19 protein-coding genes, 2 pseudogenes and 1 riboswitch are annotated in these 20,547 nt (G+C 69.7%); of the genes and pseudogenes, 6 read left to right on the forward strand and 15 right to left on the reverse strand.

The genetic code is table 11. The annotated features are described in order from the left end of the window. The first annotated feature begins 498 nt into the window (after positions 1-498). Positions 499-2,397 (forward strand): FHA domain-containing protein, encoded by a 1,899-nt coding sequence (locus ACSYGN_RS02225; RefSeq protein ID WP_460391233.1) that lies wholly within the window; start codon positions 499-501, stop codon positions 2,395-2,397. Between the two features lie 499 nt (positions 2,398-2,896). Here ACSYGN_RS02225 and ACSYGN_RS02230 read toward each other — a convergent pair whose 3' ends face one another. Next, positions 2,897-3,385, reverse strand: coding sequence for a GNAT family N-acetyltransferase (locus ACSYGN_RS02230; RefSeq protein ID WP_460391235.1), 489 nt, complete (start codon positions 3,383-3,385; stop codon positions 2,897-2,899). A gap of 179 nt (positions 3,386-3,564) precedes the next feature. Between ACSYGN_RS02230 and ACSYGN_RS02235 the strand changes: the two are divergent. Beyond that, positions 3,565-3,693 (forward strand): annotated as a pseudogene (locus ACSYGN_RS02235) (aldo/keto reductase); the annotation flags it as partial. Positions 3,694-3,701: 8 nt separating this feature from the next. Here ACSYGN_RS02235 and ACSYGN_RS02240 read toward each other — a convergent pair. The 3 genes from ACSYGN_RS02240 to ACSYGN_RS02250 all read right to left on the reverse strand — a co-directional run bounded on the left by ACSYGN_RS02240 (position 3,702) and on the right by ACSYGN_RS02250 (position 6,794). Continuing rightward, positions 3,702-3,944, reverse strand: a complete 243-nt coding sequence (locus ACSYGN_RS02240) for a DUF5302 domain-containing protein (RefSeq protein WP_460391237.1) — start codon at positions 3,942-3,944, stop codon at positions 3,702-3,704. A 211-nt stretch (positions 3,945-4,155) separates the two neighbouring features. Continuing rightward, complete coding sequence (locus ACSYGN_RS02245; RefSeq protein WP_460391239.1) at positions 4,156-5,559, reverse strand: DEAD/DEAH box helicase; 1,404 nt, start codon at positions 5,557-5,559, stop codon at positions 4,156-4,158. Beyond that, positions 5,556-6,794, reverse strand: a complete 1,239-nt coding sequence (locus ACSYGN_RS02250; protein WP_460391241.1) for an isopenicillin N synthase family dioxygenase — start codon at positions 6,792-6,794, stop codon at positions 5,556-5,558. Before ACSYGN_RS02250 ends, ACSYGN_RS02245 begins: the two co-directional genes overlap by 4 nt. A gap of 561 nt (positions 6,795-7,355) precedes the next feature. Here ACSYGN_RS02250 and ACSYGN_RS02255 point away from each other — a divergent pair. Then, positions 7,356-8,717 carry a bifunctional o-acetylhomoserine/o-acetylserine sulfhydrylase gene (locus ACSYGN_RS02255; RefSeq protein WP_460391243.1) on the forward strand — a complete coding sequence of 454 codons (1,362 nt, stop codon included), beginning with the start codon at positions 7,356-7,358 and terminating at the stop codon, positions 8,715-8,717. Between the two features lie 20 nt (positions 8,718-8,737). Further along, positions 8,738-9,859, forward strand: coding sequence for a homoserine O-acetyltransferase MetX (gene metX, locus ACSYGN_RS02260; protein ID WP_460391245.1), 1,122 nt, complete (start codon positions 8,738-8,740; stop codon positions 9,857-9,859). Positions 9,860-9,895: 36 nt separating this feature from the next. Here the strand turns inward: metX and ACSYGN_RS02265 are convergent. The 11 genes and pseudogenes from ACSYGN_RS02265 to ACSYGN_RS02315 form a co-directional block, all read right to left on the reverse strand. Continuing rightward, positions 9,896-10,447: pseudogene (locus ACSYGN_RS02265) on the reverse strand (molybdopterin-dependent oxidoreductase); the annotation flags it as partial. A 447-nt stretch (positions 10,448-10,894) separates the two neighbouring features. Then, the gene (locus tag ACSYGN_RS02270) at positions 10,895-12,022 is read right to left on the reverse strand and encodes an LLM class flavin-dependent oxidoreductase (protein WP_460391247.1); all 1,128 of its coding nucleotides are present in this window, start codon (positions 12,020-12,022) and stop codon (positions 10,895-10,897) included. A 14-nt stretch (positions 12,023-12,036) separates the two neighbouring features. Beyond that, a complete protein-coding gene (locus ACSYGN_RS02275) occupies positions 12,037-12,204 on the reverse strand; it encodes a hypothetical protein (RefSeq protein ID WP_460403949.1) in 168 nt (55 codons plus the stop codon). Further along, positions 12,201-13,574, reverse strand: coding sequence for an NtaA/DmoA family FMN-dependent monooxygenase (locus ACSYGN_RS02280; protein ID WP_460391249.1), 1,374 nt, complete (start codon positions 13,572-13,574; stop codon positions 12,201-12,203). The genes ACSYGN_RS02275 and ACSYGN_RS02280 overlap by 4 nt, the downstream gene beginning before the upstream one ends. A gap of 18 nt (positions 13,575-13,592) precedes the next feature. Continuing rightward, positions 13,593-14,807, reverse strand: coding sequence for an LLM class flavin-dependent oxidoreductase (locus ACSYGN_RS02285; RefSeq protein WP_460391251.1), 1,215 nt, complete (start codon positions 14,805-14,807; stop codon positions 13,593-13,595). An 82-nt stretch (positions 14,808-14,889) separates the two neighbouring features. After that, positions 14,890-15,006, reverse strand: a complete 117-nt coding sequence (locus ACSYGN_RS02290) for a putative leader peptide (protein ID WP_460391253.1) — start codon at positions 15,004-15,006, stop codon at positions 14,890-14,892. A 109-nt stretch (positions 15,007-15,115) separates the two neighbouring features. Beyond that, positions 15,116-15,892 (reverse strand): GNAT family N-acetyltransferase, encoded by a 777-nt coding sequence (locus ACSYGN_RS02295; RefSeq protein WP_460391255.1) that lies wholly within the window; start codon positions 15,890-15,892, stop codon positions 15,116-15,118. An 89-nt stretch (positions 15,893-15,981) separates the two neighbouring features. Beyond that, entirely contained in the window at positions 15,982-17,001 is a 1,020-nt protein-coding gene (locus ACSYGN_RS02300) for an ABC transporter substrate-binding protein (protein ID WP_460391257.1), read from the reverse strand. A gap of 49 nt (positions 17,002-17,050) precedes the next feature. After that, positions 17,051-17,887, reverse strand: coding sequence for an amino acid ABC transporter ATP-binding protein (locus ACSYGN_RS02305; RefSeq protein ID WP_460391259.1), 837 nt, complete (start codon positions 17,885-17,887; stop codon positions 17,051-17,053). After that, a complete protein-coding gene (locus ACSYGN_RS02310) occupies positions 17,884-18,888 on the reverse strand; it encodes an amino acid ABC transporter permease (protein WP_460391261.1) in 1,005 nt (334 codons plus the stop codon). The genes ACSYGN_RS02305 and ACSYGN_RS02310 overlap by 4 nt, the downstream gene beginning before the upstream one ends. A 165-nt stretch (positions 18,889-19,053) precedes the next feature. Beyond that, on the reverse strand, positions 19,054-19,188 hold the full coding sequence (locus tag ACSYGN_RS02315) for a hypothetical protein (RefSeq protein WP_382018561.1): 135 nt from the start codon (positions 19,186-19,188) through the stop codon (positions 19,054-19,056). Between the two features lie 156 nt (positions 19,189-19,344). Continuing rightward, positions 19,345-19,490: riboswitch (SAM riboswitch) on the forward strand. 36 nt (positions 19,491-19,526) lie between these two features. On the opposite strand from ACSYGN_RS02315, the gene ACSYGN_RS02320 reads away from it, so the two are divergent. Together ACSYGN_RS02320 and ACSYGN_RS02325 are read left to right on the forward strand one after the other, a co-directional pair. Beyond that, on the forward strand, positions 19,527-19,592 hold the full coding sequence (locus ACSYGN_RS02320) for a putative leader peptide (RefSeq protein WP_351255692.1): 66 nt from the start codon (positions 19,527-19,529) through the stop codon (positions 19,590-19,592). 111 nt (positions 19,593-19,703) lie between these two features. After that, the gene (locus ACSYGN_RS02325; RefSeq protein WP_460391263.1) at positions 19,704-20,486 is read left to right on the forward strand and encodes a glutathione S-transferase C-terminal domain-containing protein; all 783 of its coding nucleotides are present in this window, start codon (positions 19,704-19,706) and stop codon (positions 20,484-20,486) included. Positions 20,487-20,547 lie beyond the last annotated feature (61 nt).

Genomic DNA, 20,547 nt, shown 5'->3' on the forward strand with positions numbered 1-20,547 from the left:
CCCGTCAGGCGCCCTTGCCGACGCACAGTAGGACCACCGGCCGAAACACGGCCAAGAACGGCTACACCACTTCAAGGGACGCCATCCCACGGGTCCTCGGCCGGGTCGCGATGGATCGGAGCCGGGGTACCGGCAGGACCTGAGCCACGAGACGAAGGTCCGCCTCGGGCCACCGCTCATGATCGAGGAATGAGGTGTGGGGGTCGGCCTCCGGCAGGCCGACCCCCACATCGGCGTCTCAGGTACGCGCGGTCGGCTCCACAGCCGCCGGAGGGCCTCTCCCGGACGCCTTCGAAATCGGGCATGATGCATCATCTGCACCGGTCGAGCAATGTCGTGTTGTCATCAGAACCGAGCCAGTCGCCGTTCACATACGTCGGGTGAATACCACTTCGCCCTGCCTTCCACGCTGCCGGTCACGCCCGCGCAACCGTGCGTCCCAGTGGCACCGCAGCGGCAGCAATGCCGTCATTCTCGAAAGGAAGTATCTTGGCGCCGGTGCTTGTCGGACGCGAAGGACTGCTGGTCGGAGAGCGCATACCGGTGATCGGCACGCGGGTCACCTTCGGGCGCAATCCCGAGAACACCGTCGTCATCTCCAGCTTGAGCGTTTCGCGCTTCCACGCGGAGATCGTCCTCGACGACACCCAGGGCTACGTGCTGCGCGACTGTGGGAGCAGCAACGGAACGCTGATCAACGGTGAGGAGATCGACTCCCAGCTCCTCAAGCCCGGGGACGACATCACCATCGGCGACCAGGAGTTCCACTTCGAGGTTCCGGACGCCATGGAGACGATCATGGCGCTCTCCCTGCCCAGGTCCCTGACCCATGCCGACGAGGAGATCGAACACGGGCCGGTGCTGCGGGTCACCATCGCGGGGGGAGGCCCTGTCGGCCTGTCACTCGCCCTGCTTCTCGAGCACTTCCTCGGCGCCCAGGTGAACATCACCGTGTACGACGGCCGGTGGCGCAAACAGGGCCGCAGAATCGTCTGGAAGGACGCGAGTCAGGGCAATGTGCGGCGCCAGCAGGTGGTGACCGTACAGAGTCGCCAGTACCTCAGCCTGCCCGAGGAGGTCCAGGCCCGGCTCTTCGCCCCTGACGACTACACCGAGATGTGGCCCTCCGGCCCCGACTCGATCGGCGGTCACCATCCGCGCAACATGCGCATCGCCTACATCGAGGACCGGCTGCTGGAGGTGGCGAACGAGAGGCCGAGCCGAATCCGGCTCGTTCCCGCCCGGTTCAGCATCGACGAGCAGCAGGACGCCTTGACCGACCAACATGTACTGGCGATCTGCGACGGCGGGCGGTCGCGCACCCGCGAGCACTTCGCCGCCAAGTTCGGCAAAGCGGACGCGTCCATCTACTCGCTGAACGACCGCCATCTCCAGGACGTGGTCCTCGGCCTGCGCGTGAAATCGGCTCTGCCCGACCCCATGACGGTGCTGCTGACCGTGGGACAGAACCGGTTTCTGCTGAACTCCTTGCGCGGCGAGGGGTTCCTCAACATGCGCCTGACGGACGCGGAGGCTACGGAGGTCGTCGGTATCGATCCGGTCCGCCGCGTCTTCGAGGAGTGCATCGCCTCACGCCCCTGTCTGATGGGGCGCGACAAGCACGGCGACTTCCGGTGCTCCACGCACAGCACCCTGTTCCTGCCGGCCCTCATCAAGGGCTCGGCCCTGTGGAAGCGGGTGGGCGAGGGGCTGCGCCTGTTCGGCGTCGAGCCGGACGGACTGAGCGCGGTCACTTCCTTCCGTCTGGACATGGTGCAACGTCCCCGTTTCACAGCCGAGTTGCTGCCATCCACGGCCAACTCAACCGGTACGTACGGCTTCTTGTTGGGCGACGCCGCCAACGCCATCCACTTCTGGCCGGGGCGGGGACTCAACAGCGGCCTGGCCTCCGCGATCTCGCTCGCACGGTCCCTCAACGGAGCGTGGAAGGGCAGGCCCTTCAGGGACGCGGACTTCCTGCGCCACGAGGCCGCCATGTCGATGCTCCAGTACCGCCACAAGAGCCGCGCCTGGAAGGCCATGGTGACCACCGACGAGCAGGGCGCCACCTGGGCCATCAAGGACATCATCGCCCACGGCATCGACGGGATCGCCGAGGAACCGGATCGCGAGGCGGACACCGCGACGATGTTGGAGCGACTGCGGGGAATCCGCTGCCGGCTGGCGACGCGCATGCCCGGTATGCCGGACGACGAGGCGATCCTGGAACGACTGGGGACCCTGGAGGACCGAACGCTCCGCATGCTGGTGCTCAGCGGCGCCTGGGACACACTCACCATGGGCGGTGAGGAGGTCGACATCGACATCTTCTACGGCCAGGACTCGGCCGCCGCAGCAGCGGCAGTCGAGGCCCTTGAACCGGCCGCCCAGCCCTGAGGAGCTCGGCGCACTGCGAACGGACCAGGTAGCACACCGGCCGACGACGGCCCAGGGAGCGGGCCCGTGATCCACGGCTCCCGCGCCCCAGCAGAATCCAGGCTCCCTACTGCGCCCTGACGCTGCCCGGCGGCTTCCCACGGCCCCCTGGGGCGCGGGGGTACCCGGCGCGAAGGCTCCGCCGACGCGCAGCAGGAACACGTCGGGACCTCCACCGGTCCGACCGGCGCGCGTCGGCGGCGCCGCCGGCAGCGGGACCGCACCACAGCCTCGACCGGGGAGACCGGTCCAAGGGGCGGCGGTGCCGGGTCAGGGCCTGGGGCAAGGCAGTGCTCCTGTCCTCGCGAGCGAGTCCGCGGCCTTGACCGCACTCGGCCGCCGGTGAGACACCTGGGAGCGTTTCGGAGTGGAGTGGCACGAAGCAGCGCATGCCATTTCCTCGTCGCGCAGGGCACTCCGGAGCCTCCATCCGACCCAGGGCCGTTCACCGGCCACCGCGTCATTCCGAAGGAATGCGGAACTCGAATTCGGGACGGTCCCACGGCACGGCGGGCGGGTTCGCGAGCGCGGTCCCGATCCGCACCGCACCGACGCGGTGGTAGAAGCCCTCGGCGGGAAGGTGCGACACGACCTTGAGACGGTGGAGCCCGGCGGCACGGGCCTCGGACCGCATGTGCGCGACGAGCAGTCGTCCGATACCGCGTCCTTGCACTTCGTCGGCGACGAACAGCAGGTCGAGCTCCGGTGGAGCGAGGACGAGCGAGTAGAACCCGAGGACCCGGCCTCCGTGCTCGTCGGCGCCGACGGCCACAAAGGCGCGGTGGGCCTCGATGTAATCAGGACCGACCCGGTAGCCCGCGACTGCGGCCGCGTACTTACCCTCGTAAGCGCCTGAGCCACGCACGAGCCGCGTGAGCCGTTTGGCATCCCGCGCGACGGCCCTCCGTATCGTGATCGGCTGGCTGATCGGGGAAGTGCGTGAACTCATCGGGAGAGTATGTCGCACCGGGGAATGCCTTCGTGCGGCGGGTCGGCTGCTCGCGCAGGCGCTCCTGCACCGCTCCCGGGGAACGGCGCGGGCGTCGGCCTCGGCCTCGGCAGGCCAGGTGACCGGCCCGCGTAGGCCGTCACCGGCGGCCACGACGAACCCCGCAAAGTCCCGTCGGGATGGTTCCCGACGGGGCTTTGCCGTATCACGCCGTGGAAAGCGGCGTCACCTTCTGCGACACCGCCGAGGTCTACGGCCCCTTCACCCATGAGGAACTGGTAGGCGAAGCTCTTGCCGGAACGCGGGACTGATCGACTCAGCCGCCGCTCTTGCGCCTGAACGACCGCTGGCTCGCAGCCGGGCCGTGCGCCGCGCGCACCTTCGACGCATCGGTGTTGGCGGCAGCATCGGCGGCGTCCGCCTGCGCACCACGCTTGCGCGCCAGGGCTTCGCGGAACTTGCGCTTGAGGTCGTAGTTGCCGTCGCTGTCCGGCTCCAGAGGGGACGTCTCGGGGGCGGCCGGCTCCGAACCTTCCGTGGATACGGGCTCTGCGGTCATGGTGACCTCCTGGGTTCGGGGGTGGGCAAGCACAGCTTGTCATGCCGGACGCGGTGCGGGGCGCCGGCAACATCATTCTGCTCCGTTTCGGCGGGTGTCCCTCTCCCGGCCAAGGGCGTTCGCTTCACAGGTGAGGCGCACAGGACGGCTTCGGGCGGGGCCGAGGATTGTCGATCCCGCGGCCAGGACTTCACTTCCCGGGCAACGGCTCTCAGCCGTTGCGACGCACGAGGGCGGCCTTGCGTGCCTCGGCGAGCTTGCGGGCCTCGCCGGCCTTGCGGGACTTGCCGCCGGAGCCGTACGAGGTGCCCTTGCCGGTGCCGATGCCGCGGAAGGGAACGTTGGTGTTCTTGGGGCGGGGAGCTGCGGGCCCGCCGTCGAGCGGGGTCCCGGAGGGAGCCTTGGCGCCGGTGATCCGGCTCAGCTCCGCCTCGCCGGAACGCACCTTGGTGACGGTCGCCTCGATGCCGGCCTCGGCCATCATCCGGCTCGTCTCGCGGCGCTGGCCCGCCAGCACGAGTGTGACCACGCTGCCGGACTCACCGGCTCGGGCGGTGCGGCCCGCCCGGTGCACATAGTCCTTGGGGTCGGTGGGCGGGTCGAGGTTGACCACGAGATCGAGGTCGTCGATGTGCAGACCACGGGCCGCGACATCGGTCGCCACCAGAGCGGTGATCTGGCCGTTCTTGAACTGCGCCAGGGTCCGTGTGCGCTGTGGCTGTGACTTGCCGCTGTGCAGTGCCCCGGCGTGCACCCCGCTGGCCCGCAGATGCCGGGTGAGCTGGTCGACGGCGTGCTTGGTATCGAGGAACAGCAGTACGCGGCCGTCACGGGCGGCGATCTCCGTGGTGACGGCGTAGCGGTCCGGGCCGTGGACGACCAGAACATGGTGCTCCATCGTCGTGACCGTACCGGCGGACGGGTCGACCGAGTGGACGACGGGGTCGTTGAGGTAGCGGCGGACCAGCTGATCGACGTCGCGATCCAGAGTGGCGGAGAAGAGCATCCGCTGGCCGTCGGGGTGCACCTGGTCGAGGAGGTCGACAACCTGCGGCAGGAATCCCAGGTCGCACATCTGGTCGGCCTCGTCGAGCGCGGTGATCCGTACCCTTCCCAGGTGGCAGGCGTTGCGCTCGATCAGGTCGTGCAGGCGTCCGGGCGTGGCGACGACCACCTCGGCTCCCTGGCGCAGCGCGGCGATCTGCCGGCCGATCGACATGCCGCCGACGACCGTGGCCGTCCGCAGCCGCAGCGCCTCGGCGTACGGCGCCAGCGCCTGCGTGACCTGTTGGGCCAGCTCCCGGGTGGGCACAAGGATCAGGGCCAGAGGCTGCTTCGGTTCGGCGTGCCGCCCGGCCGTACGTGTCAGCAGGGGCAGGCCGAAGGCGAGCGTCTTGCCCGATCCGGTGCGCCCGCGCCCCAGGACGTCGCGCCCTTGCAGGGCATCGGGCAGCGTGGCGGCCTGGATCGGAAAGGGTTCGCGCACCCCGAGTCCGCTCAGTGTCCGCAGCACCTCCACCGGCAGTCCCAGACCGGTGAAGGAGCCCGCCGGGGTCGTGGCCGCGGGCTGGGCGGGACCGCCGTGAGCGATGCCGGAGTCATCGGAATGTTTCATGTACAGCCTTCCGCAGGGGAACGTACCGAGGAAGGCCCGGCAGGATCGAACGGCCCACACGCAAGCGGAACCGCACAGGCAGAATCGCCCACCGCGACGACCACGCAAACGCATGAGACTAACACGAGGCATGACATCGCACCCGTGGTACCGGTCGTCCCTCCGGGTCGATGACCGACGCCGCCCGACAGCCCTTCCGGCATACCTCGCCCGGGCCCCCGACTCACCGAATTCCGCCAATGCGTCACCGGGGTGACCGCCCCGCCCACCTGTCGACCTCCACACCGACGGTGCTGGGCGGACCGGTCTTGAAGCAGATTCCCTCGACGAGCACCTCCGCCTCGCGTTCGGTGACGACTGGGCGCCCTTCGACACCGCACTGCGGTGAAATCGACATCCGGGAACCTCCTGGACCACCGTAGTACCTTCGGGATCCAACGTCCGGTACACGTAGGGCTGTTATGTGTCCAGACCAAGGTTCCGCCGTTCCGCCCTGTCATGACAAGGGCGCACCCTTCCGGACGAGGAACGATCAGCAGCTTCCGGGCCGCCCCGGCCAGGACCGGCGAAGGCGGGCAGGGAGCAGCGTGAACTACTGGAACACGCGCGACCTGGGTGAGACAGCCGTAGTCCTTGTGTGCGCCCACTCCCTGGTCGGCGTCGTCGGTGGGGCGCGGCGGATAGTGCACGATCTTCACGTGCACGGCCGCTTCATCGTCGAACCACTGATCGAAGTAGCTCTCGTCCTGTCCGAGCGCGGCCGCCAGTGCCCGCAGCACCTCCCAGCTCACTCGCAGCGCCTCCGCCTGCCAGCGCAGCACGGTGTCGCGCAACTCCGGTAGCGCGGAGGGCCATTGGTTCGTTCTGACGAGCCGGAGGTAATCAGGATCGCCCGGTCCGACGTCCAGGGCCGGGCGCTCCGGGCCGATGTCGATCTGCTCGCGCCAGTCGGCGCTGCTGGCCGTGTACTCGGTTCCGGTGCGCGTATATCCATGGAACTGGGGCGAGTTGAGGTTCTCCAACTCCAGCCGGAGCTCTTCCGGCAGAGCGAAGAAGGTGCGGACCGTGTCCAGCGCCTCGGCCCGTACGGACGCGGGAACGCCATGTCCGGTGACGTAGAGGAACCCCACATCGTGGGCGGCGGCGCGGAGTTCGGCCAGGTAGGCGTCGCGGTCGGTGCCGGGATCCCGGAAGCGGGAGATGTCGATGACGGGGAGGACGATGGGCTGTGCCATGGGATTCCTTCGCGGCGGCAGCGGACCCGTACGCGGCGGCGCGTGTGGCAACAGCCGTGCGGGAACGGCCGATTGGCGACCGAGCAGAAAGGTGCGCCGAGAACGGGTCGGGAAGGGAGGGACGAGATCGGGGCCGTTACACGGCGGTCAGCGACAGATCTGGTCGAACTGGTCGGCGCGGCGGCTCACCCAGAAGGGGCCGAGCAGCACCGTGTGTGCCTGGCCAGTGGTCTCCATGGCCGCATCAAAGCACACGCCCACAGGTGCATCCACTGGGCGTCCCGACAGGTGAGACGGGACCGGGCTGACGGCGGTCGTGCTGGTGCCCCGCCACCATCTGTGGTTATCTGGCCCCATGACCGTGCTTGTGACCCGCCGCCACGTTGACTACGTGCGTGTCACCACCACGTGTTGTTCCACCGTGAGCTGACGCCTCGCTCCGGAGCTGATTCCCCCTCTTCACCACCGCGCCGCGCTGTCCTCCGCCCTGCTCGTTTCCGGTCCGGACAGCGGCCCCGCGTTCTCTTCACGCACCCTGTACGCCCCGCGCAAAGGAAAACCATGAGCCAGCCGATCGACTCCGTCACCGCCGGCCACACCCCCGAGGACGAACAAGCCGGCCCCGACACCTCGGCCTGGTCGTTCGAGACCAAGCAGATCCACGCCGGTACCGCGCCGGACCCGACGACCGGGGCCCGGGCGGTGCCGATCTACCAGACCACCTCGTTCGTCTTCCGCGACACCCAGCACGCCGCCGACCTGTTCTCGCTCGCCGAGCCGGGCAACATCTACACCCGTATCCACAACCCGACCCAGGACGTCTTCGAGCAGCGGATCGCCGCACTCGAAGGCGGCGTCGCCGCCGTGGCCCTGGCCTCCGGGCAGGCCGCGGAGACCCTCGCCATCCTGACTCTGGCGAGCGCCGGCGACCACATCGTCTCCAGCACGTCCCTGTACGGCGGCACGTACAACCTCTTCCGCCACACCCTGCCCAAGTTCGGCATCGAGGTGTCCTTCGTCGACGACCCGGACGACCTCGAAGCCTGGCGAGCGGCGATCCGGCCGAACACCAAGGCCCTGTTCGCTGAAACGCTCGGCAATCCGCGCGGCAATGTGCTCGACGTACGGGCAGTGGCCGACGCAGCCCATGGTGCGGGCGTCCCGCTGATCGTGGACAACACCGTGCCGACCCCGTATCTGCTGCGGCCCATCGAGCACGGCGCCGACATCGTCGTCCACTCCGCGACCAAGTTCCTCGGCGGCCACGGCACCACCATCGCCGGCGTCGTCGTCGACGGCGGCACCTTCGACTTCGGCGCGCACGCCGACCGCTTCCCCGACTTCAGCGAACCGGACCCCAGCTATCACGGCCTGCAGTACTGGCCCGCGCTCGGCCCGGGTGCCTTCGCCGTCAAACTGCGCGTGCAACTGCTCCGCGACGTCGGCCCCGCCCTCTCCCCGCACTCGGCCTTCCTGCTGCTGCAAGGCGTGGAGACGCTCAGCCTGCGCCTCGAACGGCACTCCGCCAACGCCCAGGCTCTGGCCGAATGGCTGGAACAGCGCGACGAGGTCGCCGCCGTCCATTACCCGGGCCTGGAGTCCAACCGGTGGTACGAGGCAGGGCGGCGCTATCTGCCCCGCGGCGCCGGCGCGGTCCTGGCCTTCGAACTGCGGGACGGGGTCGAGGCGGGCAAGCGGTTCGTCGATGCCGTCGAGCTGTTCAGCCATCTCGCCAACATCGGCGACGTGCGCAGTCTCATCATCCATCCGGCGTCCACCACCCACAGCCAGCTGGACGACGCGCAGTTGGCGGCGACCGGCACCTCGCCCGGTCTGGTTCGCCTGTCGGTCGGCATCGAGAACCTGGCCGATCTCAAGGCGGACCTTGAGGCAGGCTTCCGCGCGGCGAAGGGCGCGTCCTGAACACCGCACTGGCGACCTCCGTGGTCCCCCTCCCGCCGGCCTCCGGGGCCTGGCGGGAGGGGGACCCGCCAGGGCGCCGCCAATGGCACGAGCGGGAGAAACAGCTGCCGTTGGAGGCCGGAGGTGAACTGCCCGGTCTGCGGCTCGCATTCGAAACCTGGGGGCGCCTGGCACCGGACCGCTCCAACGCCGTACTCGTACTCCACGCGCTCACCGGCGACAGCCATGTCGCCGGACCGGCCGAACCCGGTCACCCTTCCCCCGGCTGGTGGGACGGGCTCATCGGGACCGGTCTGGCACTGGACACCGACCGCTGGTTCGTCGTCGCTCCCAACGTCCTGGGCGGCTGCCAGGGCAGTACCGGACCGTCCTCGACGCGTCCCGACGGACGACACTGGGGCGGAACCTTCCCCTCTCTGACACAGCGCGACCAGGTCACCGCGGAAGCCTGCCTGGCCGACGCACTCGGCATCGACCGCTGGGCCCTGGTGATCGGCGGCTCCATGGGCGGCATGCGCGCCGTGGAGTGGGCCGTGTCGTATCCGGAGCGCACGAACGCACTCCTCCTGCTCGCCACCACGGCGGCGGCAAGCGCCGAGCAGATCGCCTGGGCGAACGTCCAGCTCCATGCCATCCGCAGCGACCCGCACTGGCGGGGCGGCGACTACCACGACACAGGCCGCGGTCCGCACGCGGGACTCGGCCTGGCCCGCCGCATCGCCCACGTCACCTACCGCAGCGAGCCGGAGCTGCAGGTCCGATTCGGTCGCACGCCCCAGGGCACGGAGGACCCCCGGAACGGCGGCCGGTACCAGGTCGAGTCCTATCTCGACCACCACGCCGCCAAGCTGGTACGCCGCTTCGACGCGGGCAGTTATGTCGTGCTGGCAGACGCCATGAACACGCACGACATCGGCCGCGGTCGCGGCGGTACGCGCACCGCCCTGCACCGCGTGACCGCCAGGACGCTGGTCGCCGGAGTGAGCTCGGATCGCCTGTATCCCCTCACTCAGCAGGCGGAACTGGCCACCGGGATCCGCACAGCGGATCACCTCCGAGTGATCGAATCCCCGTACGGTCACGACGGCTTCCTGATCGAAGTGGAGCAGGTCGCCGCGCTCGTTCGCGAACTCATCCATTAGCGACGGCCGTCGAGGTCCGATCGAGACGGCTGTCCGTCACACCACGCTCACCGGATGCCGCACCACCGCGTCGAACAGGTAGCCCTGTGTGCTGGGCACGGCGATGTCCGGCTGAGTACGGCATACCGTACGGCTGGACACGGCATGACGTGTCCGTGGCGCGGGCCATCAGATGGGTGTCGCCAGGTGCGTCGGGCCACCAGCCGAGGGACCAGCGGGTCCAGGTACCGGCACGCGGCCGGTCGTGCAGGCGGGCAGGCCGCCAGTTCGCCCCGCCGTCGGTGGCGACGGCGCCCGCGTCCGACCACGACCGTCCGTGCAGCACGTGCCTCCGCCCGCCGTGAACGTGGCACCGCTTGCCAGCTCGATGGCGCTCTTCGTGGCCTGCCGGGTGAGCGGCGCACTGCCGCCCTCCGGATGGGAGGGACCGAAGAGCCGGTAGAAGGTGGTATTCCAGGGCAAGTTGAGCGGCTGCGCGGACACCTCGATGTCGCCGACCCACTTGACCGACGCGATCCCCACCCAGAAGGGCACAGGCACTCGCACCGGATACCCGTGGTCGTACGGAAGCGGCTCACCGTTCGTCTCGCAGCAGCCGGCGGCGGGCGCCCCCGTCGGCCCTGGCCCCTCGGCGAGCCACTGGCGCGGGATGCAGGCACGCGGGGCGGAGGGTGTCGATGGAGCGTTCGCGTCAGGAGCCCGATTGCTGGTCGAGAACCCGCAACGGCAGTGCGGGCAGCCCGACTCCGATGTCCCCGGCTCCGGGGTGGTCGACCGCGGACTCACGGTCCTCGACGCCGACATCGACCGCCTGACCCAGCCGCGCGCCGGCCTGGCACCGTGCACAACCGACAGCCGTGACGACACGCTTCGGCAGCAGGACCGGCCCCGCCGGGAACGTCCAGAGGGAGGCGGCCGACCTGCCGCGCCGCTGCGTCGGCCTCGAACCTGTCGCAACCCCGCTCTCTCGCGCCGCCACCCGCTGATCACCCGTCAGTCCTGGCGCCGAGCGTCTCGCGCCTCACCTCTCGCGCCTCACCTCTTGCGCCACTCCTCGGCCAGCAACTCGTAGGAACGCACCCGGTCCGCGTGGCCGTGCGTGATGGTGGTGATCAGCAGCTCGTCGGCGCCGGTGGCCTCCTGGAGCTGGGCCAGTTGGTCGGCGACGCGCCCCGGGGAGCCGACGAACTGGGTGTCGAGGCGGTCCTGGACCAGCGCCCGGTCCGCGTCGGACCATGCGTGGGCGCGCGCCTCGTCGGGAGTGGGGAACTGGATCGCGCCCTCGGCGGTACGGATGCTGCGGACCCAGAGGCCGTAGCCCGTGGCGAGTTCGCGGGCGGTCTCGTCGTCCTCGGCGACCACGACGTCCACGGAGACGCTGACGTAGGGCTTGTCCAGGACGTCGGAAGGCTGGAACGCTGCGCGGTAACCCTCCGCCGCCTCCAGCACCGTGGCCGGGCTGACGTGGTAGTTCGCCGCGAACCGCAGACCGTTGCGGCCCGCGACCTGGGCGCTCTCGCCGCCGCTGCTGCCCAGGATCCAGATCTCGATGCCGGCGCCCTCTCCCGGCACGACGTGGGCCTCGACACCATCGGGGGAGCGGTACGTGCCCGCCAGCAACGCCAGGATGTCGTCGATCTGCTCGCCGTAGTCCTGCGACTCTGCGTTCGGCAGGAGGAGCAACTTGCGCTGGAGGGCGACGCGCGGTGAGCCGAGCAGGTACTCGAACGAGAACCGGGGCGGGATGCGCAGGCCGTTGGGGGCGCGACCGTCGACCACCTCAGTCGCGGTCGGCAGCGGGGTGGCGGGCCCACCGGGCGGGCGTCCGCCGGAACGGCCGAGCCCCAAGTCGAGGCGCCCGGGGTGCAGTGCGTCGATCAGACCGAACTCCTCGACCGTGGACAGGGCCGTGCGGTGGCCCAGTTGTACGGCACCGGACCCGAGCCGGATGGCAGAGGTCGCGGAAGCGGTCAGAGCGAGGACGACCGCGGGCGAGGTTCCGGCCACGCCCGGATTGAGGTGGTGTTCGGCGAACCAGTAACGGGTGTAACCGAAGCTCTCGGCCTGCCGGGCCAAGTCGATGGAGTTGCGCAGCGCCTCGGTGGCGGTGGAACCGGACGAGATCGGGATCAGGTCCAGGACGCCGAGGGGGATGTCGGACATGTAGGGAGGGCTCCTCAGTGGTCGGCGGGCACGGACGCGGGCACAGGCTCCGCGAGGACCGGGCCCCATGAAAACGGCGGTGCCTTGTCGAGCACCTCGCGGAAGCGGTCCTGGGTGGGCTTTCGTACGCCCGGCACCGGGTGCGGGGCGTGCACGATCAGCGTGATGGCGAGGAACTTCATGACGCCGCCCGCTCGTCGCGCACCTCGGCCGGGTGGGCGAGGCCGAGGTGGTCGCGCAGGGTCGGGCCCTCGTACTCGGTACGGAAGACGCCCTGTTCCTGGAGGAGCGGGACGACCTTGTCGGCGAAGGCGTCGAGACCGCCCGGAGTGATGTGCGGGACGAGGATGAAGCCGTCGGCGGCATCGGCCTGGACAAAGTCGTTGATGGTCTTCGCCACGGTGGCTGGTGAGCCGATGAAGGCCTGGCGGTTGCCGGTCTCTATGACCAGGTCGCGGATCGACCACTCGTTGGCGGCGGCCAGCTCGCGCCACTCGCGGGCCGTGGCCAGCGGGTCGCGGTACATGCGCACCTGTGCGCGACCCTTGGAGATGTGGTTCTCGCTGACGTCCGGGTCGATGTCGGGCAGCGGCCCGTCCGGGTCGTACGACGACAGGTCCCGGTTCCACACGAACTCGAGGTGCTTGATGGCAGTGGCGCCGCTGACCTGCCGGCGGCGCACCCCCTTGGCCAGTTCCTCGGCCTCGGTGTCGGTGTCGCCGAGCACGAAGGTCGCGGCCGGGAGGATCAGCAGCTGGTCGTGGCGGCGGCCGTACTTGGCAAGGCGAGACTTGACGTCGGTGTAGAAGGCCCGGCCGCCATCCAGAGCGCTGTACCGGCTGAAGATGGCGTCGGCACTGGAGGCGGCAAACTCGCGGCCCTCGTCGGAGTCGCCCGCCTGGAAGATCACCGGGCGGCCCTGCGGCGAGCGGGGGACATTGAACTGGCCGTGGATGTCGAAGTGTTGCCCCTGGTGCACGAAGGCCCCAGCCTTCGCGGGGCGCAGGAAGACGCCGGTGGCCTGGTCGGCGACAATCTCGTCACCGTGCCAGGAGTCGAACAGTTCGTTCGCGGTGGCCAGGAACTCCTTGGCCCGGGAGTAGCGCTCCTCCTGCGGCAGGAAGCCTCCGCGACGGAAGTTCTCGCCGGTGAAGGCATCCCAGGAGGTGACGACGTTCCAGGCGGCCCGTCCGGCGGAGAGATGGTCGAGGCTGGCGAACTGGCGGGCCACCTCGTAGGGCTCGTTGAAGGTGGAGTTGATGGTGCCGGTCAGCCCGAGGTGCTCGGTGACGGCGGCGAGCGCGGCGAGGATCGTGAAGGTGTCGGGTCGGCCGACGACATCCAAGTCGTATATTTTCCCGCCCTGTTCGCGCAGCCGCAGCCCCTCCGCGAGGAACAGGAAGTCGAACTTGGCGCGCTCGGCGGTCCGCGCGAAGTGCGCGAAGGAGCTGAACTCGATGTGGCTGCCGGCCTCGGGGGCGCTCCACACCGTGGTGTTGTTGACGCCGGGGAAGTGGGCGGCCAGGTGGATCTGCTTCAGCGGCTTACTCATGTCGTAGATCCCTCCGGCTCAGGCGTGCGCGGCAGCGGCGTAGCGGTTGGCGGGGCGGGACAGCCCGAGCAGCCCGCGCAGGGTGTCGGCCTCGTAGACGCGGCGGAAGACATCCCGGCGTTGGAGCTCGGGGACCAGGCCCTGTGTGATCGCCGGGAGGTCGTGACCGGTGACGGCGGGCCGCAGCCGGAAGCCGGACAGCCCCGATGACTGCAGTTCCTGCAGCAGATCGGCGAGTCGGGCGGGGGTGCCGGTGAAGATCCGGGCGTCGCTGGTGTACGGGTGTCCTGCGATGGCGTCCAGGCGCTGCTGGCGGGCCGCGGCCTCGGCGGGATCGTCGTCGAGGAAGACCACCAGGTCGCCGAAGATGTGCAGGGTCTCGTCGGAGCGGCCGGCCGCTGTCTGCTCGGTGCGGATCTCCTCGACGATGGCGCGGGCCTGGCCGGTGTCGTGCGGGGTGACGTAGCCGATGTCGGCGGCCCGGGCCACCAGCCGGTAGGGGATGGTCGCGTGGGCCAGAGCGCTGACGATCGGCTGGCCCTGGGGCGGGCGGGGCGTGATGGAGGGGCCCTTGACGCTGAAGAAGCGGCCCTCGAAGTCGATGTAGTGCAGCTTGTCCCGGTCGATGAAGCGGCCGGTGGCGACATCCCGGATCTCCGCGTCGTCCTCCCAGCTGTCCCAGAGCCGGCGCACGACCTCGACGTGGTCGGCGGCCTCGTCGAAGGCGTCGGCCACCACTTCCTGCACAGCAGGCGTGTCGTAGTCCTCTATGCGGAAATGCGGGAACGTACGACGCCCGAAGTGCGCGGCCTCGTTCTGGCGTGCCGTGATCTGTACGCGCAGCCCCGCGCGGCCGGTGCTCACATAGTCGAGGGTGGCGATCGCCTTGGAGATGTGGAACGGCTCCGTATGGGTGGCGACCACCGTCGGCACCACCCCTATGTGGTGGGTCAGCGGGGCGACCCGCGCGGCGATGAGGACGGCGTCCAGGCGGCCGCGGACCTGGTCGGTGCGGCCGTCGGGTTCGGTGAAGGACGAGGACTGAAGGCCGAGGGCGTCCTCGATGGTCACGAAGTCGAGCAGACCGCGCTCGGCCTCGGTGACGAGGTCGGTCCAGTAGGCGGCGGTGAGCAGTTCGCGGGGCCGGGCGACGGGCTCGCGCCAGGCGGCCGGGTGCCAGCCGGCGCCGTCGAGGGCGACGGCGAGGTGCAGAGGGGAGGGTGACGAGGACAAGGGAGGCGTGCCTTCCTGATCAGCCGTACGAGGGAGCCGGCCCCGTACGAAGGGTGCGGCTGCGAGGACAACGGACAACGGGTCAGGAGCAACAGAGCGCGCCGGCCACGCGCAGCAGGTCGATGTGCGGCCGGGAATACAGATGCAGGCGGCGGGGCGGGGCGGGTTTCACGGCGGGGTGACGGGACACGGGACGCATGTGCCTCACCTCCGCCCTTCCGGCCCGGCGACCCCGGGGTCTTGTCGGCCTCACGCTCGCGGACCCCTGAAGGGGCGCCGCTCACTCTTCAGCGAGCACAACAGCACGGCTATGCCTTTTCTTCCGGCTGTCCGGCTTCTTGTTCGTCCCGGCCTTGGCTTTCCGGCTGTCCGTCCGGCGTGCGGACGAGCGCGAACCGCGTACGGCGGCGCAGGGTGAACCCGATGGACTCGTAGAGCCGGATCGCGTGGGTGTTGCTCGCTGCGGCGTGGAGGAAAGGGGTCTCGCCGCGTTCCCTGATCCCCGCCGCGACCGCGCGGACCAGCCGGGTGGCCAGGCCCCGGCCGCGGTGCTCCGGGTGGGTGCAGACGGCGCTGATCTCGGTCCAGCCAGGCGGGCGGAGTCGTTCGCCGGCCAGGGCGACCAGGCGTCCGCGATCCCGGATGCCTAGGTAGGTGCCGAGTTCGACGGTACGGGGCAGGAAGGGGCCCGGCTGGGTGAGGGCGATCAGGTCGAGTATCTCGGGTACGTCGGCGGGCCCGAGCCGTACCGCTTCGGGTGCGGGTTCGGCGTACAGCGCGGTGTCGAGCATCTGGACGCCCTCAACGCTGTCCTCGGTCTCCCAGCCGCCGGGCACGGTCTGGACCGCGGTGACCGGGGTGACGGTGCCGGGTCCGACCAGTGCGGCCAGGTCGTCCCAGGCTCGGGGATCGGCGGGGTCTTCCAGGGCGGTGAACGGGGAGACGTCCGTGGGGTAGCGGGCAGCCCGGCCGACGCGCTCGGCGAGGTGGGCGTGCGGGCCGGTCAGCGCGGCCCAGGCGGCGTTGTCCAGGATGTGCGGTTCCGTCGGGCTCGGGGACGGGACGTGGTGGACGCTGGTGGACATGGCGGTGCGGAGTCTCCCCTGTCTGGAACGCTGCGGGGCGCGGCCGGGACTCCGCCGCGTCACGGCGGAGTCCGGTGGGCGGACGGCGGTCAGGAGTTGTCGAGCGGTAGGCCGGCCGGGTTGACCTCGGAGGTGGCGACGGCCTCGTTGGAGAGGTTGTAGGCGGCGAGCCACTTGGTGTACTGACCGTTCTTGATCAGGTAGTTGATCGCGTCGGCGATGGGCTTGGCGAGCCCGCTGTCCTTCTTGGTGGTCGCCGCGATCAGGCCCTGGAGCGTGGCGCCGGCCCCGGAGAACGTGCCCGCGCTGCGGGTCGGGTTGGGCGACTTGGCGGTCTGCGTGATGTGGTAGGCGACGCCCGGGTTGGCGGCGAAGTAGGCGTCGATCTTGCCGCCGGTCAGCGCCAGGTTGACGGCGTTCTTGCTGGCGTAGTTCTTGACGGTGAGGGTCTTGCCCTCCTTCTTCAGCTTGGTCTGCCACTCCAGGAGGATCTTCTCCTGGTTGGTGCCGTTGTCGACGGCGACGGTCTTCCCTGCGAGGTTCTCGTAGTTGCCGTCGAAGTTCCAGGTGCTCTTCTTGAGCACCTCGAAGCCGACGTTGTCCTTGCGGTAGGAGGCGAAGTCGTACTTCTTCTTGCGCTCCTCGGTGTCGGTGATGTTGGAGAAGGCCACGTCGACCTTGCCGCTGTCGATACCGACGAACATGTTCTCCCAAGTGGAGTTCTGCAGTTCGGGCTTGAGGCCGAGGACGGCGGCGACCAGGCGGCCGAAGTCGGGTTCGGCGCCGGTGAGGGTCTTCTGGTCCGAGCCGACGTACGCCAGCGGCGGGAATCCGTCGGGAAGGGCGCCGACGCCTATCTCCAGCTTGCCGCTCCTGCTGACCGACGCGGGCAGTTCGGCGCTGATCGACTTCACCTCGGCCACCTTGAGCGCGGTCTGCTCGGCGGCCCCGTTGGACCGCTCTCCCACGGTGACCGTGCCGGCTGCGTCGGTCGTGGTGGCGGCGTCACTGCTGCCCCCGCAGGCGGCGAGTCCGGCGGCGAGCGTGGCGATGGCTGTGCCTGCGGTCAGACCGCGGAGGAGTCGGCTGCGAAAGCTGAGGGTGCGCATGGCTGTCCTTGATGGTGAGCGGTGAGCAATGAGGTGGGGCAGGCGGCGGTCAGAGGACTTTGCTGAGGAAGTCCCTGGTCCGTTCGTGTTTCGGGTGGTCGAGGACTTCGGACGGCGGGCCCTGCTCGACGATCCGGCCGCCGTCGATGAACACGACCCGGTCGGCGACCTCTCGGGCGAAGCCGATCTCGTGGGTGACGATGACGAGGGTCGTGCCGCTCGTCGCCAAGTCCTTGATGACAGCGAGGACTTCGCCCACGAGCTCGGGGTCGAGGGCGGAGGTGGGTTCGTCGAAGAGGATCACGCCGGGCCGCAGGGCCAGGGCCCGCGCGATGGCCACCCGCTGCTGCTGGCCGCCGGACAACTGCCGTGGATATGCACCGGTCTTGTCGGCCAGGCCCACCCGGCCGAGTAGTTCCCGGGCCAGTTCCTGAGCCTCGGGCTTGGTGAGCTTCCCGGTCGCGACCGGGGCGGCGGCCACGTTGGCTAGCACGGTGAGATGCGGGAAGAGGTTGAAGTTCTGGAAGACGAAGCCGATACGGCTGCGCTGCGCCAGGATCGCACGCTCGCTCAGCTCCTTCAGCCTCCCCCGGCCTTCGGCCGGGGGGACCCCTGTCTCCCTTCGGTCGCCCTGGCGCTTCACGCCGATCAGCTCGCCGTTGACGCTGACGTAGCCGACCTCTGGCTTCTCCAGGTGGTTGATGACCCGCAGCAGCGTGGACTTGCCGGAACCGGACGGGCCGAGGATGACGGTGACCTCGCCGGGCCGTACGGTCAGGTCGACGCCGTCCAGAACCCGGTGGGCGCCGTACCACTTGTGCACGTCGTGCACCTCGACGGCGGCGGGCGCCGCCGTCGTCAGGATCTCGGCGGTCTCGGTGCTCATACGGCGGCCTCCCTGCGCGCCCGCTCCCGCAACTCCCTGAGGCCGGCGCGGAGTTTCTGCAACGGGGTCGGCGGCAGGGTGCGGGTGGCGCCCCGGGCGAAGTACCGCTCGACGTAGAACTGGACGACGGACACGGCACTGGTGAGGATCAGGTACCAGACGGTGGCGACCAGCAGCAGCGGCACGATGTCGCCGGGGTAGGTGCTGCCCATCGTCTGCACCGAGCCGAACAGGTCGAGCAGCGACACGTAGAACACCAGCGATGTGCCCTTGATCAGGCCGATCAGCTGGTTGACGTAGTTCGGGGTGATGGACCTGAGGGCCTGCGGGAAGACGATCCGGGTGAACTGGTAGGCCTTGGGCAGACCTAGGGCCGCGGCGGCCTCGTGCTGGCCCTGGTCGACGGAGAGGATGCCGCCGCGGACCACTTCGGACGCGTACGCCGCCTCGTTCAGGCTGAGGCCGACGACGGCGACCGCCATGTCGGTGGCGAGTTTCGACTCGTCGAAGGTGAAGAAGGCGGGCCCGAAAGGCACTCCGAGGCTCACCGTCTTGTACAGGGCACTGAAGTTGTAGAGGAAGATCAGCAGGACGATCAGCGGCACGGACCGGAACAGCCAGGTGTAGACCCAGGTCACGGCCCGCAGCACCGGATTCCCGGAGAGTCGCCCGAGCGCGAGCAGGATGCCGCCGAACAGCCCCAACACCGCGCTGAAGGCGGTCACTTCGAGGGTGATGACGAGCCCGTCGAGGATGGTGGGGCGCAGGAACCAGTAGCGGAAGCGGTCCCACTGGTAGAACGGGTTGGTCACCAGCCCGTGGGTGATCTGGGCGACCAGCACGAGCACGACGGCTGTGATGATCCAGCGGCCGGGACGCCGGAGCGGAAAGACCCGCTGCGCCGCAGAGGGCTTCGGCTCGGCGGGGGTGTCGGGGCGGGGGATCGCCTCGGCGGGCGGTGCTGATCCGGAGGACACAGCGATGCCCGGAGATTCACTCATGGTGGGCTCCAGCAGATTCGGTGACCCCGGACCGCGGAATGCGGCAGTACCGCGCCGAGCGGGAGCGGCTCGGCACGAGGCGACGCACGGGTGCACGCGGAACGGGGGCCGGGCGGGGAGAGGGCACACCGCGACAGCGGTGGTCGTCAGAGACTCAGAAAGCCGTCAGCCTTGGCAGAGGGCGCGACAAGCGGCCGTACACAGCGCGCTGTTGACGCGCAGCAGGTCGACGGAGCGGTCCGCGCACAGCAGGACGCGGCCGAGGCGGCGCCATGCGGCCGTCCCGTCAGCTGCGTACATCGCTGTCACCATCACTTCTCCGGCCCTGGGGCATCTCGGTCTGCGCCGCAAGTTAGGCATGTCCCGAAAGGAATGTCAATGCGAGTGACCACCAGGTGAGACCGCATACTCGGCGTTCTTGACGTCGTCGCGGAGCGCGCCGAAACTGACGTGGACGGTCACGATTGTCAGCGCCCACGGCGCGGGTTCACCCCGCTCATGTGGTCATCGGCCCCGGCCCGCTGACAGGCAACCCTTCCACCGCGACGGGGTGCCCCGGGTGACGACCGGGTCCCGCCGGCGCGGCGGGGCAAGCGTGGTCTCGCGTCTCGCGAGCCCCGGAGGTGGGACCGGTGGGAATGCCCTGGAACGGCTTGACGAGGCGCCTGCACATCGATCTGTTGCGTGTCTCCAGCGCTTACTGACCCGCCACCGGTCCGTTCGATCCGGACCGGTGCGACAAGCGCAGTCGCCCGGCATTCGGCCGCTGGTGCCCACAAGGCGGCGGTGGCTTCCTCGTTCCCCAAGGGAGAGTCATGCCCCAGACAGCTTCACGCAGTTCCAGCACGGACAACTCCAGTGGCTGTAACCAGAGTTCGTTCGCTGCGGGTCATCGCCCCGGAGCGGCCGTACCGTCCGCCTTCCCCCACCGCTTCCACAGCCGTATCGGCGTCGGTCCGGCCGGCGGCTTCTACCCGGCACCGCACCGCTATGAGCTGTTTCTGTCGGCGAGTTGTCCGCACTCGCTGTGCATCTCAATCACCCTCGACCTGCTCGGCCTGACGGACTCGGTCACCACCACATTCCTGGCACACCCCGCCGAGACGCCCGACGCCTTCACCGCACTGCGCCGTGCGTACGAGGCCACGGTCCATCACTACGACGGACCACTGACAGCACCCGCGCTGTGCGACCGGTGGAGCGGACGCATCGTCAGCAACCACACCCCCGACATCCTCCGCGACCTTGCGGGCCTGCTGTCCGGCCACGACGGGGCCTGCCCCTCCGCGCTGCGCCCGTCGGCCCTCGCCGCGGACATCGACGCCCTCCGTGACCTGCTGGAGCTGGACGTCACCCCGGCCGCCGAGGCCTCAAGGCGATCGGCGGCACTGGACCTGTTGGAGCGTCGACTCGCCAGGCAGCCCTATGTGCTGGGCGAGGATCTGACGGCCGCGGACGTGGACCTGTGGGTGGCGCTCGTCCATCTCGGCCCGGTCGGCACCCTCAGCTCGCACCCCCGGCTCCGGGACTACGTACGCCGTCTCGGCGCCCACCCCGCCTTCCGGGGCAGGGCGGACGCGGTGTCAGACGCGGCGTGAGCCCCAGGGCTCAGGTTCCCGTCGCGAGCGGTCGGGACGGATCCCGGGAGGACCATTTCTG

It is taken from the genome of Streptomyces sp. YIM S03343 (assembly GCF_054729195.1).